The sequence below is a fragment of the Sphingomonas sp. LHG3406-1 genome (assembly GCF_029637485.1).
Classification (GTDB): Bacteria; Pseudomonadota; Alphaproteobacteria; order Sphingomonadales; family Sphingomonadaceae; genus Sphingomicrobium.
This window is the reverse complement of the sequence record NZ_CP069128.1, coordinates 1,702,268-1,717,110: the sequence shown is the minus strand read 5'-3', so window position 1 is coordinate 1,717,110 and position 14,843 is coordinate 1,702,268. Positions and strand designations below refer to the sequence as shown.

The window sequence follows — 14,843 nt, the reverse complement described above, 5'->3', positions numbered from 1 at the left end:
GATGACGAGGTAGGTCAGTCGGCCGAGATCACACCCCGCCGGATCTGGTCCAGCTCGATGCTCTCGAACAGCGCCTTGAAATTGCCCTCGCCGAAGCCTTCGTTCCCCTTGCGCTGGATAAGCTCGTAGAAGATCGGGCCGATGACGTTCTGGGTGAAGATCTGCAGCAGCAGGCCCTGGCCTTCGGTCGGCGCGCCGTCGACCAGGATCTTGCGCTTCTTCAGCTCGTCGAGCGGCTCGCCATGGCCCTTCACCCGCTCGTCGAGCAGGTCGTAATAGGTGTCGATCGTGTCCTGGAACGGGATGCCACGGGATTTGAGGATGTCGACCGACGAATAGATGTCGGTGGTGCCGAGCGCGATGTGCTGGATACCCTCGCCTTTGTACTCGCGGAGGAACTCCTCGATCTGGCTCTTGTCGTCCTGGCTCTCGTTCAGCGGAATGCGGATCTTGCCGCAGGGGCTGGTCATGGCCTTGGAGAAGAGGCCGGTAACCTTGCCCTCAATGTCGAAGTAGCGGATCTCGCGGAAGTTGAAGAGCTTCTCGTAGAAGTCCGCCCAGACCACCATGCGTCCGCGTTGCACGTTGTGGGTGAGGTGGTCGAGGTAGGTGAGGTGGCTTGCGGCCGCCTGCATCGCTTCCTCGTAGCCCGGCAGATAGTCGAAGCTGTCGCCATAGGCATCGCCCGCGTCGCCGTAACGGTCGACGAGATAGAGGAGCGAGCCGCCGATGCCCTCGATCGCCGGCCAGCCGAGTCCCTTGGCGGTGACGTCGGTGGCGCCGAGTTCAAGGGCGCGGGCGTGGGCGGCGGCGGCGTCCCTGACCCGGAAGGCCATGGCGACCGCCGAGGGACCATGCTCGGCCGAGAAGTCGGCGGCGTGGCTTTCGTCATGGGCGTTGATCAGGAAGTTGATGTCGCCTTGGCGGTGGAGCGTGATGTCCTGCGTCTTGTGACGGGCGATAGCCGGGAAGCCGAGCTTGTCGAACAGGTCGCGCAGCAGCTTCGGCTCGGGCGCGGCATATTCTACGAATTCGAAGCCGTCGGTGCCCATCGGATTGTCGAGCCCGAGAGGGCCCTTCTCGAGGGTTGCGGTCGTCGCCATCAGGATCTCCTTGTCGCGGCCTCCCTGCGCCGGGCATGGACTCATTTCAAGACGGAGGAGGACCGGTGATGACTTGGGAAGAACGGGACGGAGCGCTTCACAGGAGCTTCCGCTTCGCCGATTTCAGCGAGGCGTTCGCCTTCCTGGCGCGAGTCGCGCTCCATGCCGAAAAAGTCGACCATCACCCCGAATTCACCAGCGTCTGGAACCGCGTCGACTTCCGCCTGACCAGCCATGATGCCGGCGGAGTGACCGGGCGGGACCATGCGCTGGCGGCCGAGATCGACCGGCTGGCCCGTCAGTAGGGGCGACCGTACAGCTTCTTGTTCTTGTTGGCGCCGATCACCGCACCGATGATGCCGCCGATGATCGGTCCGATGATCGGCGCAGGGATGCCGATGACGGCGCCCACGGCGGCATATTTGGCGATGCGCTTGCCTTCGGTGGTCATGAGTTTTCTCCTCGGTCGAACATCTCGGTCTTGAGCGGCTCCGATGGGCCAAACCAGATGACGTGGTGCACATGGTCCGAACGGTCGTCGCCAGTCGAAGGATGCGCGAAAACGGTCAGGCCACGGCGGTTCAACGGCAGCCAGGCAGCTACATCGCCAAAGCGGTCCGGAGCGACGGTGAGCTGCACCGAGCCGCGTGGGTGCGGACCGACCGGACGGGTGTGGAAGTGGCCGACGGCCGCTCCGAAGCGCTCGGCAATGTCTGCCGCCACCTCACGTGCGTGATCGACCTCGTGAGGGTCGAAATAGAGGTGGACGTGGAAGTCGGACGGTTCGGTCATGCGGGCGAAGTGGGAAGCCTCGCCCTGAATGAAAGGGCCAGCTTCCATTCAGGCCCAGCCTGTCATAGGGTCGCCCAATGACGATCTGCGTCGCCGTCGCTGCCTATTATAGCCCCGAGGTGGGGACCGGCTGACGCGCGCGTAGATCAAGCGAGCTTCCACCACCCCGCCAGGCACAGGTCCGGCGGGGTTTTTTATTGCCTTCGAACCCAAGGATGACCCCAATGTTCAAGCATTTCGCGACCCAGGAAGAGGACGCCGGCCCGGGCTGGGCGGGGTGGACCGTCGACCAGGGCTGGTCTCGCTTCACTGCCGAAGAGCATGAGACATGGGACATCCTCCATGCGCGGCAGACGGCGCTGCTCGACGGGCTGATCGTCGAGCGCTTCTTCGACGGGCTGGCCGGGTTGGGGCTTGGCGATGGCGGCATTCCGGAGCTCGGCCGGCTGAACGCGCGGCTGCTCCGGCTGACCGGCTGGCGCTGCGTGGCGGTGGCAGGGCTGGTGCCCGACGAGGCCTTCTTCGCCATGCTGGCGGAAAGCGTCTTCCCGGTCGGCAACTTCATCCGCACGCGGGCGCAGCTCGATTATCTGGAGGAGCCCGACTGCTTCCACGACATATACGGCCACGTGCCGATGCTGGCGGACCGGGCCGTCGCCGACGCCATGCAGAAGTTTGGGGAAACGGGTGTTGCGGCGATCGCGGCCGGCCATGGCGACAAGGTCGCGCGGCTCTACTGGCATACGATCGAGTTCGGGCTGGTGCGGGAGAAAGGCGCGGTGCGGATCCTCGGCGCTGGCCTTGCGTCCAGCTTCGGCGAGGCGCGCAAGAGCCTCGAAGACGAGGCCATCGAACGGCGGCGCTTCACGCCGGAAGGCGCGGTCGCGACGGCCTACCGCCACGATGCGATGCAGCCGCTCTACCTGGTCGCTGACGACATGGATGCGGTGGTGGCGGCCCTGACCCGGCCGCTGCCCTGACTGGCGCCCGGCCCCGGCTTCTGCTTAGCCTCGCTCCCATGAGCATCTGGCATTCCTCAGAGATCGATTTCGAAATCCTCACCCGCCTTGGTGACGCGAGCATGCCGGGGCATCTCGGCATCGTATTCACCGGCCGCGGCGACGACTGGCTGGAGGCGACCATGCCGGTCGACCAACGGACCCATCAGCCGTTCGGACGGCTCCACGGCGGCGCGAGCGTGGCGCTGGCGGAGACGGTGGCGAGCATGGCCGGCGCCATGACGGTCGATCCGGCCGAGAAGGTGGTGGTCGGGCTCGAGATCAACGCCAACCACATCCGGCCGGTACGCGAAGGGCCGGTGACGGCGCGGGCGAGCGCCGAAGCGATTGGACGGACAACCCAGGTCTGGACCATCCGCATCACCGACGAGCGCGGCAAGCTGGTCTGCCTGTCCCGGATCACCCTCGCCGTGATTGCGATGTCGCAGGCCTGAGGCTTACTGCGGGATCGGCTGGCCGCCCGGCACCACATAGGGGTCGCTGCGATGATCCTGGAACTTCTGCAGGTTGCGCTTGGCCAGCCGCGCTTCCTCGTCCAGCTCCGACTGCTTCTTGCAGACGCGCTTGGCAGCGATGTTGCTGCCGAGCGAGGCCTGCGGCCGCCTCGTACAGACGATCTTGTCTTCCTTGGCTGGCCTGGTCGCGGCCTGGGCGGGTTCGACGGCCTGAACGGCGAGCGCGGCGAGGAACATCAAGGCGGGCATGGGAACAGCTCCAGTGTTGATGGCCGCGGCACGATAGCAGCCTGCGACGTCGAAGCCGAGCGCTCGTTCTGCCAGCGACCGTCGCGGTCGAGAAATGCCGGAGGTCAGGCCCGCGCGGACGCGCGAAGGAAGGTCGTAATGGCGGCGACCACCGCTTCCGCTCCGGCGCGGGTGACGACGAAGCCAAGATGGTTACAGGCCAGCTCGACGGCGGAATCGCGTTCATCGTCCAGGCCGTAGGCGGCACGCGGGGCGACAATCCCGTCGCATCGCGACCAGAGGGCGAGGGTCGGCACGGGTGGCTTGCCCGGAGTCCGCGCGATCGGCGGACTGGTCACGGGGTGGCCGGCGATCCGCTCATAGGTGCGCCAGACGTTGTTCCAGGTGGGGTCCCCGGAGAATGGCGAGCCGAGGGTCACCACGGCGGCAATCCTGCCGGGATGACGATGCGCAAGCTCACGCGCGTAGACGCCGCCGAGGCTCCAGCCGACCAGCAGCACCGGCCCGTGGCGGGACAGCTTGTCGAGGCGGCGGGTCAGCCGGTCGAGCGTGTCGGCCCGCGCACCGAGGTTCACGCCGGCCTTCCAGCCATGGACCCGCCAGCCGGCCGCCGCCAGCGCCTCTCGCAGCCGCAGGGTGGAGCGGTCGTGGGCAAGAAAGCCGGGCACGACCAGGCACTTCGGCCCGTCGCGTGGGCCGAGCGGGGTTGGCTTGACCAACAGCCGCCAGGCATTGGGGAGCATGGTGGCGATCTCGCGCAGGCGCAGGTTGGTGGCGGGTGGGAAAGTGTCGGGGTCTTCGTCATGCCGGACCCGGTCCGGCATCCCGCTCGGGCCGGTCATGTGCGCAGCGAGGAAGAAGCCGGACTCCGGATCACGGCCGGAGTGCCGACCATGGGCCGCCTCACAGCCACTCGCCGCCCATCATCGGTTGAAGCGCCTTGGGCAGGCGCACGCGGCCATCCTCCGCCTGATGGTTTTCCAGCAAAGGCACGAGGATTCGCGGGGACGCCAGCGCCGTATTGTTCAGTGTGTGGGCGAAGCGGACCTTGCCGTCGGAGTCGCGGTAGCGAAGGTTGGCGCGGCGGGCCTGCCAGTCGTGCAGGGTCGAGCAGCTGTGCGTCTCGCGATACTTGCCGAGCGAAGGCACCCAGCTTTCGATGTCGTTCATCCGGAACTTGCCGAGGCCCATGTCGCCGGTCGAGGTTTCGATCACCTGATAGGGGATTTCGAGATCGGTCAGAAGCTCCTCGGCAAGGCCGAGCAAACGGGCGTGCCAGTGGGCGCTGGTCGCCTCGTCGGCCTCGCAGATGACGAACTGCTCGACCTTGCTGAACTGGTGGACGCGCAGCAGCCCGCGCACGTCGCGGCCGGCGCTGCCCGCCTCGCGGCGGAAGCAGGGCGAATAGCCGGCGTAGAGGACGGGCCCATTCAACAGGTCGAGGATCTCGCCCGAATGGAGCGAAGTCAGCGCCACCTCGGCGGTGCCGGCCAGCCACAGGTCGTCGTTGGGAAGCTGGTAGGTCTCATCCTTGTGGCCGGGGAACTGGCCCTGGCGGACGAAGGCTTCCTCGCGGACGAGGGCGGGCACGGTGATCGGCGTGAAGCCTGCGCCTGCGATCTTCTGCAGTGCCCAGGCCATCAGCACCGTCTCGAGGATCGCGAGGCGGCCCTTCAGGCAATATTGGCGGCTGCCCGACACCTGGACGATGCGGCCGAGGTCGGCCCAGCCGTTCATCTCCACCAGTTCGACATGGTCGCGCGGGGCAAAGGCGAAGTCGGGCACCTGGCCCTCGGTACGGATGACGACGTTGCTGTTCTCGTCGGGGCCGACCGGGGCGCCGTCCCACGGGATGTTGGGAAGACGAAGCAGCATGTCGCGCAGCGCCTGCTCCTTGTCTGCGAGCTCCGCCTCGATCGCACTGGCGGCGGCACCGGCTTCCTTGGCGCGGCGGCCGAGTTCCGCCTTTTCCTCGGGCGCGGCGCTCTTGAAGCCGGCCGAGATGGCGTTGCGCTCGGCCCGCAACCGGTCGATCTCGGTCTTGGCACCGCGCATCTCGCTGTCGAGCGCGAGAAGGGCGTCGAGATCAATCGCGACATTCTTCTGCGCCGCGGCGCGGGCGACGAGGTCGCGGTTCTGGCGAAGGAAGGCGAGGTCCAGCATGGGGCGGCGGGATGCGCGATTGCGCGGCCGTTCGCAACCTTATCCGTCATGCCGGGCTTGACCCGGCATCCGCCTTCTTCTTTCACGAGGGCAGAAGAACTCAGACCCCGGATCAGGTGCGGGGTGAGGATAAAGGAAAGCCATGCCGTCTGGACTTGCCGCGCTGCTCGATGACGTTGCGACCATCGCCAAGCTTGCCGCCGCCAGTGTCGACGATATCGGTGCCGCCGCCGGCCGCGCGGGCATGAAGGCCGCGGGGGTGGTGATCGACGATACGGCGGTGACGCCGCGCTATGTCACCGGCCTGTCGCCGGCGCGCGAGATCCCGATCATCGCCAAGATCGCCCGCGGGTCGCTGTTCAACAAGCTGGTCATCCTGCTTCCCGCCGCCTTGCTGCTGTCGGCTTTGGCACCGTGGGCGATCATCCCGCTGCTGATGATCGGCGGCGCCTTCCTCGCCTATGAGGCGACCCACAAGATCTGGGAGAAGGTCAGCGGCCACGACCATACGGTCGAGGATCTCGTCGAGATCGACGATCCGACCGAGCTCGAGGACCGGCAAGTGAAGGGCGCGGTCCGCACCGACTTCATCCTGTCGGCCGAGATCATGGCCATCGCGCTTGCCGAGGTGGAGGCCAACAGCATCGGCATGCAGGCCGTTATCCTGGGTGCGGTGGCGGTGGCGATCACCGTTGGTGTCTACGGGCTGGTGGCGATCATCGTGAAGCTGGACGACATGGGGCTCCACCTTGCCGAACGCGGGCCAAGCTTTGCCCAGCGTTTCGGCCGCGGGCTGGTCCATGTGGTGCCCAAGATGCTGGCGGCGCTGGCGGTGATCGGCACCGCCGCCATGCTGTGGGTCGGCGGCCAGATCCTCCTCCATGGTCTCGAGGAGTTGCACATCGCGGAAGCCATTCCGCACTTCGTCCATGACACGTCGCACGCCCTCGCCGAAGGAATTGGCTTCTGGGTGCCGGTGTGGGAGTGGCTGCTGAACGCGCTTGGCGGCGCGGTCGCGGGCATCGTGGTCGGCGGGATCATCGTCGCGCTGCTCGGCCTGCTGCCGGGGCGCAAGGGCACCGGCGATGCGGCGGAGGCGGCGCACTGAACGCGCTGCTGGTTTTCGTCGGTGGCGGTAGCGGAGCGCTGCTGCGCTGGTGGCTGGGCGGGCTGGTCAGGGCGCCATGGGGGACGCTGACGGTCAATGTGGCGGGCTGCCTCGCCATGGGACTGCTGGCGGGCGTACTGGCACGGAGCGGCGGCAACGAACAGGCGCGGCTCCTGCTCGGCGTCGGCCTGCTCGGCGGCTTTACCACCATGAGCGCCTTTGCACTGGAGAGCGTCGATCTGTGGACGCGCGCGCCCGCGACGGCGGCGTTTTATGCTGGGGCGACGATCGCGGGGTCGCTGGCGGCGCTCGCCGCCGGGCTGGCGATCGCCCGCTAGAGCTTCCAGTTCAACCGGACGCCGACATTGTCGAGGCCGGGGTTCTGCTTGCCGAAGATCTGCGCGTGGCTAAGATGGACCCAGCTCGCCTCGATGCTGGCGCGATCGTTGATCTGCGCGCCGATCGCCAGTTCCGGCTCGAACAGCACCCGGCTCCCGAACGCCAGCCGGTCGGCCCGCTCGAAGTTGGAGGCGGAGCCGTCGTGGATGGCGATGCCAAGGCCCGGGCGGACGTAGATCCGATCCCCGAAGCGGCCGGACAGGCCGGCGGCGGCAAAGTTGGTATCGCCCTTCAGGCTCAGCGAGCCGAAGGCATAGGGCTGGAGCGGGGTGCCGCCGATGCGGTCGCCGCGATAGCCGAAGCTGAGCGCCACGCCGCCCTGGCGGTCGGCGTTGAGACTGAGCGGGCTCTTGATGCCATGGGCATGGACGCCACCGAAAAGTTCACTGGCGGAGGCGGCGGTGGGCAGAGCGAGCGCGAGAAGCAGGAAAATGGGGCGGATCATGAAGGTCGAACGCGCCTCCATCGCACCGGGGTCCGTCAGGCGCCGGCCTGCCAGCTCCGCAGCGCGTCGTTGGGGGCGAGGAGCATCCAGACGTTGAGCGTCAAATTGTCGCGGATGATGGCGAGGGGCACCAGTTCGAGCACCAGAACGATCATTACGCTCGCCCACACCGGCACCTTCCGCGCGACCAGGAAGCCGACCACCATGACGACGATGTCGCTGACCGAGTTGAGGATGCTGTCGCCGGTATAGCCGAGCGCGATCGTGGCCTCCCGGTAGCGGTCGATGATGACCGGAGAATTCTCGACGATCTCCCAGGCGGATTCGACAGCGGTGGCGGCGAGGAGGCGGCTTTCCGGCTTCCAACGCTTCGCCACCAGGTGGAGGATCGCGTAGAAGAGGAAGCCGTGGACGATGTGGCTGGCCGTGTACCAGTCGAACAGCATCTGGCTCTGCTTGGGCCCGACCGGCCCCCACAATTCGATCAGCCCGCCCTTGTAGAGCAGGGGGCGGCCCATCAGCCACAGGATGGCGGCGGCGCCGGCGATGACGAGGAGGGTGGCCAGGACCGGCCGAAGGGGCTTCTTCAAGGGTAAGGGCTCACTCGCATTCGACGGTAACGTGGGCGATCCGCGGGTCGGCGCCGAGGCGGCGGCGGATCTCGGAGGCGGGGGCGCCGCGGGCCGAGACGATCGCGGCATAGCGACCGGGTCCGACCGTCCACAAGTGCCAGTCGCTGACCGTCACTTCCCCGTCGCCCTCGACGCGGCGCTTCAGCTCCGCGCTGAGCGCCGGGTCGGGCACGCGGTCGAGCAGGACCGCGGCGGTCTCGGCGACCAGTCCGCGGCTCCAGTGCAGGATGACGACGGCGCCTACGATGGCGACCGCGGGATCGAGCCAGCGCCAGCCGTAGAACCAGCCAGCGGCCAGCGCGGCGATCGCCAGCACGCTGGTCAGCGCGTCGGCGAGCACATGGAGATAGGCGGAGCGCAGATTGTGGTCGTGGTGATGCGCGTGGCCATGGTGATCGTGGTCGTGGTGATCGTGTCCATGCCCGTGGTCGTCGCCATGATCGTGGCCGTGCCCGAGCAGCAGCGCGCTGGCGAGGTTCACCAGCAGGCCAACGACCGCGACCGCCAGAGCCTCGCGATAGTCGACGGTGCGCGGCTCGACGAAGCGGCCGGCGCTCTCGACCAGGATGCCGACCGCCACGGCGGCAAGGCCGAGTGCCGAGGCGAAGCCGGCGAGGCTGCCGACCTTGCCGGTACCCCAGCTGTAGGCGGCGTCCGTCGAGCGCTTGCGGGCGAAGGAGTAGGCAAGCGCGCTCACTCCAAGCGCCAATGTGTGGGTCGCCATGTGCCAGCCGTCGGCGACCAGCGCCATCGATCCGGTCAGGGTGCCGGCGATGATCTCGGCGACCGTCATGACGGCGCTCAGCATCACCACCCAGCGCGTGCGCCGGGCGTTGCGATCGTGCGCGGCACCGAGGAAGTCGTGGGCGTGAGCGGCCATCGACACATGGCTAGAAGAGGGGACGGGGCTTGCCAAGGCACCACAGCGCGGCGAACAAGGCCCTATGCTGCGTGCGTATGGCCCCGACTGCGACGGTTCCGTGATCGAGACGTGCGGGGTCATCCCTGCTGGCGCCACCTGGGTCGACCTCGACGAACCCACGCGCGACGAGGAACAGATGGTCGAGCACTCGCTCGGCTTCGCCGTTCCGACCCGCGAGGACATGGTCGAGATCGAGCCGTCAAGCCGCCTTTACGAGCGGGACGGCGCGCTGGTGATGACCATGAGCGTACTGTTCGGGGTCCAGGAGGGCGAGCCGCAGAGCGCCCCGATCAGCTTCGTCATCAAGGGCGGCAAGCTGGTGACGGTGCGCTATGTCACGCCCAAACCCTGGCTGTCCTTCATGCGGGAAGCGCGGGTGACGCCCGACCTCGTCCGCGACGCGCCGACCGCCCTGACCCGGCTGCTTGATGCCATCATCGACCGGCTGGCCGACGAACTGGAGGAAGGCGGGGCGGAGATCGAGCGCATCAGCGCGCTGACCTTCCGCCGCATCGGCGGCGAAGCGCCACGTGTGCCGACGCGCCGGCTCGAGGCCCTGCTGCACCGCATCGGTCGGGTCCAGAGCCTGGTCGCCAAGATCCGCGAGACCGCAGTCAGCACCTCGCGCGGCGTCAGCTTCCTGCTTGCGTCCGACCGCATGCATGGTCCCGAATGCGCGCGGGCCCGCGAACAGATGGAAAGCCTCGCACGCGACCTGTCGGCGCTGATCGACCACAGCGCCTACCAGTCCAACCAGCTCACCTTTCTGCTCGATGCCAGCCTGGGGCTGATCAGCATCGAACAGAACAACGCAATGAAGCTGTTCAGCTGGGCGGCGTTGATCTTCCTGCCGCCGACGCTGATCGCCGGGATCTATGGCATGAATTTCGAGCATATGCCCGAACTGGAATGGCTGATGGGCTATCCGATGGCGCTGACACTGATCGTGCTGAGCGCGGTTCTGCCGCTGTGGATCCTGCGGCGGAAAGGCTGGATCTAGGCGCGGAGGAGGAAGGCCGAGCCGCGCGACACGGTGGCCGGATCGACGTCGGTGGCGGCACTTGCGCCATTCAGCCGGCGGGCGAGGGCGACGCGGGCGAGGCTCAGGTCCCCTAGCGGACGTCCGGAACGGCCGGCCTCGGCACGCTCGAAGGCGGCAAGGCGGCGATCAAAGGCCGGGCTGGTGAAGGACATCGCTTTTCCCCGCTGGGCCGGACGACCGGCAACCGCGATTCAACCGCCCGGCCACATGGATGTTCCCGGGGACAGCGATTCTTTTTTCAAGCCGTCCCAAGCCCTTAGGTGATCGAGGCAACTGATCGAGCGTAACGTCGTTTGACCTGCGTAATGGCTAAGGTGAAGCGCAACTGGTTGGTTCTTGCCGGCGACCGCTTGTCAGAGGCGCTCGCGAGGCTGTTCGCGCATCCCGTGATGCACATCGCGGTGATCCTGTTCTGCTGCGCCTGGTTCCTGGTCGGCCTTCCGACGGACCTGCTGACGGCGGCGCTGTCGATCCTCGCCATCACCCTCGCCCAGATGGTGCTGAACGGCCAGTACGACCGCGAGGCCGAGGCGCACCGGCGCGACGTCGCGATGCACGCCAAGCTGGACGAGCTCATCAAGGCCACCAGGCGCGCACGCGACGAAATGGTCGGAATTGAAGAAGACCTTGACGAAGAGCAGATCCGCGAGCTTCGCGAAGAAGCAAAGGAGCTGGTCGAAGCGGCTGCGTTCCATTCCGACGACATTGCCGACGGAGAGAAGGCCAAGCGGGCGATCGAGCGCGTAGGGGATGGTCAGACAGGCTAACGGCCCCTGTCATCTTCGGTGAAGCCCGGGATGACGGGGAGGGTTCGGCTTGCTAAGGGCCGCGGCAACCCAAACTCAAGCAGCGAGTATCCGCATGATCCCGACCGGCCAGGACAGCCTCGGCACCCGCTCGACCCTCAACGTGGGCGGCAAGAGCTACGCTTACTACGATCTTGGCAAGGCTGGTGCGAAACTCGGGGACGTCAGCCGCCTGCCCTTCTCGATGAAGGTGCTGCTGGAGAACCTGCTCCGCTTCGAGGACGGCGTGACCGTCACCCGCGAGGACCTCCAGGCAATGGCCGACTGGCAGAAGGAGCGGCGGATCAGCCGCGAGATCCAGTATCGCCCGGCGCGCGTGCTGATGCAGGACTTCACCGGCGTTCCGGCGGTGGTGGACTTGGCGGCCATGCGCGACGCGATGAAGGCGCTCGGCGGCGATCCCCAAAAGATCAACCCGCTCGTGCCCGTGCACCTCGTCATCGACCATTCGGTGATGGTCGATGAATTCGGGACGCCCAAGGCCGCCGATGCCAACGTCGCCTACGAATATGCCCGCAACCGCGAACGCTACGAATTCCTCAAGTGGGGTTCCTCCGCGTTCGACAACTTCAAGGTCGTGCCGCCGGGCACCGGCATCTGCCACCAGGTGAACCTCGAATATATTTCGCAGACGGTGTGGACCGCCGCCGACCAGAATGGCGAGGAGATCGCCTATCCGGACACGCTCGTCGGCACCGACAGCCACACGACCATGGTCAATGGCCTCGGCGTGCTCGGCTGGGGCGTCGGCGGGATCGAGGCCGAGGCCGCGATGCTCGGTCAGCCGGTCAGCATGCTCATCCCCGAAGTGGTGGGCTTCCGTCTGACCGGCGGGCTCAAGGAAGGCATCACCGCCACCGACCTGGTGCTGACCGTCACCCAGATGCTGCGCGCCAAGGGCGTGGTCGGCCGCTTCGTCGAATTCTACGGGCCGGGCCTCGACGCCATGACCCTCGCTGATCGCGCCACCATCGCCAACATGGCGCCGGAATATGGCGCCACCTGCGGCTTCTTCCCGATTGACAACCGCACCATCGACTATCTGCGCCTGTCGGGGCGCGACGAGGAACGGATCGCGCTGGTCGAGGCCTATACCAAGGCCCAGGGCATGTGGCGCGACGCCTCGACGCCGGAGCCCTTGTTCACCGACACGCTCGAGCTCGACCTCGGCAGCGTCGTCCCCAGCCTCGCCGGGCCCAAGCGCCCGCAGGACCGCGTCATCCTCAGCGACGTCGACGACCAGTTCAACGCCGAGCTGGCCAACGTCTACAAGAAGGCGGACGAGGGCCGCGTCGCGGTCGAGGGCGAGAGCCACGACCTCGGCAGTGGCGACGTCGTCATCGCCGCCATCACCAGCTGCACCAACACCTCGAACCCGAGCGTGCTGATCGCCGCTGGCCTGGTCGCCCGCAAGGCGCGCGCGCTCGGCCTCGACCGCAAGCCGTGGGTGAAGACCAGCCTTGCGCCGGGAAGCCAGGTGGTCAGCGATTATCTCGCCGCCGCCGGCCTGCAGGAGGATCTCGACGCCATCGGATTCAACACCGTCGGCTATGGCTGCACCACCTGCATCGGCAATTCGGGACCGCTGCCCGAGCCGATCAGCCAGGCGATCAACGGCAACGACCTCGTCGCCGTCTCAGTCCTGTCGGGCAATCGCAACTTCGAAGGCCGGGTCAGCCCCGACTGCCGCGCCAACTATCTCGCCAGCCCGCCGCTGGTGGTCGCCTATGCGCTGGCCGGAACGGTCCGCAGCGACATCACGAGCCAACCGATCGGCACCGCGTCGAACGGCGAGCCGGTGTTCCTCAAGGACATCTGGCCGTCGAACGACGAGATCCGCGCCCTGATCGATGCCCACGTCCATTCCGACCTGTTCCGCAAGCGCTATGCCGACGTCTATCGCGGCGACGAGCGCTGGCAGGGCATCGCGGTGACCGGCGGTGACACCTATGCGTGGCCGGCGGCGTCGACCTACATCGCCAACCCGCCCTATTTCACGGGCATGAGCATGACCGCCAAGGGCATCGAGGACATCAGCTCGGCCCGCGCGCTGGCGGTGTTCGGCGACAGCATCACCACCGACCACATCAGCCCCGCCGGTTCGATCAAGGCCGAAAGCCCCGCCGGCCGCTGGCTGATGGAGCGGCAGGTGCCCAAGTCGGAGTTCAACAGCTACGGCGCGCGCCGCGGCAATCATGACGTGATGATGCGCGGCACCTTCGCCAATATCCGCATCCGCAACCGCATGATCGAGGGGGTCGAAGGCGGCTTCACCCGCAACCTCCTCAGCGGCGAGCAGCAGGCGATCTACGACGCCGCCATGGCCTACAAGGACGCCGGCGTTCCGCTCGTCATTCTTGCGGGCAAGGAATATGGCACCGGCTCGTCGCGCGACTGGGCGGCCAAGGGCACGGTCCTGCTCGGCGTCCGCGCCGTGATCGCCGAGAGCTTCGAGCGCATCCACCGCTCGAACCTGGTCGGCATGGGCGTCCTTCCGCTGCAGTTCCAGGCCGGTGAGAATGCCGAAAGCCTCGGCCTCGACGGGACCGAGAGTTTCACCATCCGCGACGTCGCTGGAATCCAGCCGCGCCAGGATGTGGAGGTCGAGGTGACCGGCCAGGACGGCACCACCCGCACCATCACCGCACGCTGCCGGATCGATACGTTTAACGAGCTGGAGTATTTCCACGCGGGCGGCATCCTGCCCTATGTGCTGCGCAAGCTGGCAGCGTGACCGAACGGCTGATGGTGGATGTCGCAGGGTGGCTCGCCGCCCTGCTGATCCTTGGCGGCTATGCCCTGCTGACGGCCGGCAAGGTCAACGCCCGCTCGCCTGCCTACCAGTGGATGAACGTGCTCGGAGCGATCGGCTTCGTGATCAATTCCGGCTACTTCAAGGCCTGGCCGTCGGCGGTGCTGAACGTGATCTGGGCGGGCATTGGTATCGTCGCCCTGATCCGCATCGCAGCCTCCCGCAAGCGCAACGAAGCCGCGTTCTAGGCGGCCAGCGCCTGGCGCAGCCAGGCCGGCAGGCTGAGACCCGCAAGGTCGTCGACCCGGCGGTGTTCGACCGCCAGGCCGAGCTCCGGGTAGAAGGCCTTCGTCCGCTGGGTCGGAGCGGCGGCGGGGACCACCACCAGCCGGCGGTTGACCTTCTGGCGCCAGTTCATGCGCGCCGTATTCTCCTGCCCGACATAGCAGCCCTTGGTGAAGCTGACGCCGTTGAGCTCAACCGCATTGCACTCCAGCCAGAGCAGGTCGCCAAGCTCCGCCCGGCCTTCACAGACGCCGTGGGAGAGGCGATGGCGCAGGTAGCCGGTCGCCGGCTCACTGGCGGGCGCTAGCCAGCGACGGCCAAGGTCCGGCAATCGCGGGTCCGGAACGCCGTCCGATCCGTCACGCGACCAGTGCACCGCCAGCGCTTCATCCTGCTCGATCGTGATCGGCCTGCGCAGGCGATACATGCGGAGGCGCTTGGCCAGATCGTCCGCTCCGTCCGCCGCGCAGTCGATCAGCAGATCTTCGCCCTCTGCCCAGACCATGAAGTCGAACAGGCACTTGCCCTGCGCCGACAAGAGCGCCGCCCAGACCGGCAGCTCCTTCGTCACATCGTTGGTGACCAGCCCCTGCAGGAAGCCGCGCACGTCCTCCCCGGACAGGCGGATCAGGGAGCGGTCGGTCAGGGTGGTGAAGGCCATGGGTCTTAGC

20 protein-coding genes are annotated in these 14,843 nt (G+C 67.2%); 9 read left to right on the top strand and 11 right to left on the bottom strand.

The window, feature by feature from the left end; genetic code table 11:
* Positions 1 to 14: 14 nt before the first annotated feature.
* Positions 15 to 1,103: a 4-hydroxyphenylpyruvate dioxygenase gene (gene hppD / locus JOY29_RS08320; RefSeq protein ID WP_300973061.1), complete on the bottom strand. Its 1,089-nt coding sequence runs from the start codon at positions 1,101 to 1,103 to the stop codon at positions 15 to 17.
* Positions 1,104 to 1,171: 68 nt separating this feature from the next.
* On the opposite strand from hppD, the gene JOY29_RS08315 reads away from it, so the two are divergent.
* Positions 1,172 to 1,408 carry a 4a-hydroxytetrahydrobiopterin dehydratase gene (locus JOY29_RS08315; protein WP_300973060.1) on the top strand — a complete coding sequence of 79 codons (237 nt, stop codon included), beginning with the start codon at positions 1,172 to 1,174 and terminating at the stop codon, positions 1,406 to 1,408.
* Here JOY29_RS08315 and JOY29_RS08310 read toward each other — a convergent pair.
* Together JOY29_RS08310 and JOY29_RS08305 are read right to left on the bottom strand one after the other, a co-directional pair.
* Complete coding sequence (locus JOY29_RS08310) at positions 1,402 to 1,554, bottom strand: hypothetical protein (RefSeq protein WP_300973059.1); 153 nt, start codon at positions 1,552 to 1,554, stop codon at positions 1,402 to 1,404. The two genes, JOY29_RS08315 and JOY29_RS08310, sit on opposite strands and share 7 nt — an antisense overlap.
* On the bottom strand, positions 1,551 to 1,895 hold the full coding sequence (locus JOY29_RS08305; RefSeq protein ID WP_300973058.1) for a DOPA 4,5-dioxygenase family protein: 345 nt from the start codon (positions 1,893 to 1,895) through the stop codon (positions 1,551 to 1,553). Before JOY29_RS08305 ends, JOY29_RS08310 begins: the two co-directional genes overlap by 4 nt.
* A gap of 224 nt (positions 1,896 to 2,119) precedes the next feature.
* Between JOY29_RS08305 and JOY29_RS08300 the strand changes: the two genes are divergently transcribed.
* Positions 2,120 to 2,875: a phenylalanine 4-monooxygenase gene (locus JOY29_RS08300; RefSeq protein WP_300973057.1), complete on the top strand. Its 756-nt coding sequence runs from the start codon at positions 2,120 to 2,122 to the stop codon at positions 2,873 to 2,875.
* Positions 2,876 to 2,913: 38 nt separating this feature from the next.
* Entirely contained in the window at positions 2,914 to 3,348 is a 435-nt protein-coding gene (locus JOY29_RS08295; RefSeq protein WP_300973056.1) for a hotdog fold thioesterase, read from the top strand.
* 3 nt (positions 3,349 to 3,351) lie between these two features.
* On the opposite strand, the gene JOY29_RS08290 is transcribed toward JOY29_RS08295, so the two are convergent.
* From JOY29_RS08290 to serS, 3 genes are all read right to left on the bottom strand, one after another.
* A complete protein-coding gene (locus JOY29_RS08290; protein ID WP_300973055.1) occupies positions 3,352 to 3,618 on the bottom strand; it encodes a hypothetical protein in 267 nt (88 codons plus the stop codon).
* A gap of 104 nt (positions 3,619 to 3,722) precedes the next feature.
* The gene (locus tag JOY29_RS08285) at positions 3,723 to 4,460 is read right to left on the bottom strand and encodes an alpha/beta fold hydrolase (protein ID WP_300973054.1); all 738 of its coding nucleotides are present in this window, start codon (positions 4,458 to 4,460) and stop codon (positions 3,723 to 3,725) included.
* Positions 4,461 to 4,521: 61 nt separating this feature from the next.
* The gene (gene serS / locus JOY29_RS08280; protein ID WP_300973053.1) at positions 4,522 to 5,781 is read right to left on the bottom strand and encodes a serine--tRNA ligase; all 1,260 of its coding nucleotides are present in this window, start codon (positions 5,779 to 5,781) and stop codon (positions 4,522 to 4,524) included.
* Between the two features lie 142 nt (positions 5,782 to 5,923).
* On the opposite strand from serS, the gene JOY29_RS08275 reads away from it, so the two are divergent.
* Together JOY29_RS08275 and JOY29_RS08270 are read left to right on the top strand one after the other, a co-directional pair.
* A complete protein-coding gene (locus JOY29_RS08275) occupies positions 5,924 to 6,889 on the top strand; it encodes a DUF808 domain-containing protein (RefSeq protein ID WP_300973052.1) in 966 nt (321 codons plus the stop codon).
* Entirely contained in the window at positions 6,886 to 7,227 is a 342-nt protein-coding gene (locus JOY29_RS08270; protein WP_300975511.1) for a CrcB family protein, read from the top strand. The genes JOY29_RS08275 and JOY29_RS08270 overlap by 4 nt, the downstream gene beginning before the upstream one ends.
* On the opposite strand, the gene JOY29_RS08265 is transcribed toward JOY29_RS08270, so the two are convergent.
* Genes JOY29_RS08265 through dmeF form a run of 3 tightly spaced genes read right to left on the bottom strand, consistent with a single transcriptional unit; the run spans position 7,224 to position 9,245 of the window.
* Complete coding sequence (locus JOY29_RS08265) at positions 7,224 to 7,733, bottom strand: acyloxyacyl hydrolase (RefSeq protein WP_300973051.1); 510 nt, start codon at positions 7,731 to 7,733, stop codon at positions 7,224 to 7,226. The genes JOY29_RS08270 and JOY29_RS08265 overlap by 4 nt on opposite strands.
* A 35-nt stretch (positions 7,734 to 7,768) precedes the next feature.
* Positions 7,769 to 8,323, bottom strand: coding sequence for a DUF2585 family protein (locus JOY29_RS08260; protein ID WP_367280011.1), 555 nt, complete (start codon positions 8,321 to 8,323; stop codon positions 7,769 to 7,771).
* A 10-nt stretch (positions 8,324 to 8,333) separates the two neighbouring features.
* Positions 8,334 to 9,245 carry a CDF family Co(II)/Ni(II) efflux transporter DmeF gene (gene dmeF / locus JOY29_RS08255; RefSeq protein WP_300973050.1) on the bottom strand — a complete coding sequence of 304 codons (912 nt, stop codon included), beginning with the start codon at positions 9,243 to 9,245 and terminating at the stop codon, positions 8,334 to 8,336.
* Positions 9,246 to 9,309: 64 nt separating this feature from the next.
* Between dmeF and JOY29_RS08250 the strand changes: the two genes are divergently transcribed.
* Positions 9,310 to 10,287 carry a magnesium transporter CorA family protein gene (locus JOY29_RS08250; RefSeq protein ID WP_300973049.1) on the top strand — a complete coding sequence of 326 codons (978 nt, stop codon included), beginning with the start codon at positions 9,310 to 9,312 and terminating at the stop codon, positions 10,285 to 10,287.
* On the opposite strand, the gene JOY29_RS08245 is transcribed toward JOY29_RS08250, so the two are convergent.
* The gene (locus tag JOY29_RS08245; RefSeq protein WP_300973048.1) at positions 10,284 to 10,481 is read right to left on the bottom strand and encodes a hypothetical protein; all 198 of its coding nucleotides are present in this window, start codon (positions 10,479 to 10,481) and stop codon (positions 10,284 to 10,286) included. The two genes, JOY29_RS08250 and JOY29_RS08245, sit on opposite strands and share 4 nt — an antisense overlap.
* Before the next feature lie 153 nt (positions 10,482 to 10,634).
* Between JOY29_RS08245 and JOY29_RS08240 the strand changes: the two genes are divergently transcribed.
* The 3 genes from JOY29_RS08240 (at position 10,635) to JOY29_RS08230 (ending at position 14,135) form a co-directional block, all read left to right on the top strand.
* Positions 10,635 to 11,096, top strand: coding sequence for a low affinity iron permease family protein (locus tag JOY29_RS08240; RefSeq protein WP_300973047.1), 462 nt, complete (start codon positions 10,635 to 10,637; stop codon positions 11,094 to 11,096).
* Positions 11,097 to 11,190: 94 nt separating this feature from the next.
* A complete protein-coding gene (acnA, locus tag JOY29_RS08235) occupies positions 11,191 to 13,869 on the top strand; it encodes an aconitate hydratase AcnA (RefSeq protein WP_300973046.1) in 2,679 nt (892 codons plus the stop codon).
* Positions 13,866 to 14,135 (top strand): hypothetical protein, encoded by a 270-nt coding sequence (locus tag JOY29_RS08230; protein WP_300973045.1) that lies wholly within the window; start codon positions 13,866 to 13,868, stop codon positions 14,133 to 14,135. Before acnA ends, JOY29_RS08230 begins: the two co-directional genes overlap by 4 nt.
* On the opposite strand, the gene JOY29_RS08225 is transcribed toward JOY29_RS08230, so the two are convergent.
* Positions 14,132 to 14,833, bottom strand: coding sequence for a folate-binding protein (locus JOY29_RS08225; protein WP_300973044.1), 702 nt, complete (start codon positions 14,831 to 14,833; stop codon positions 14,132 to 14,134). The two genes, JOY29_RS08230 and JOY29_RS08225, sit on opposite strands and share 4 nt — an antisense overlap.
* Positions 14,834 to 14,843 lie beyond the last annotated feature (10 nt).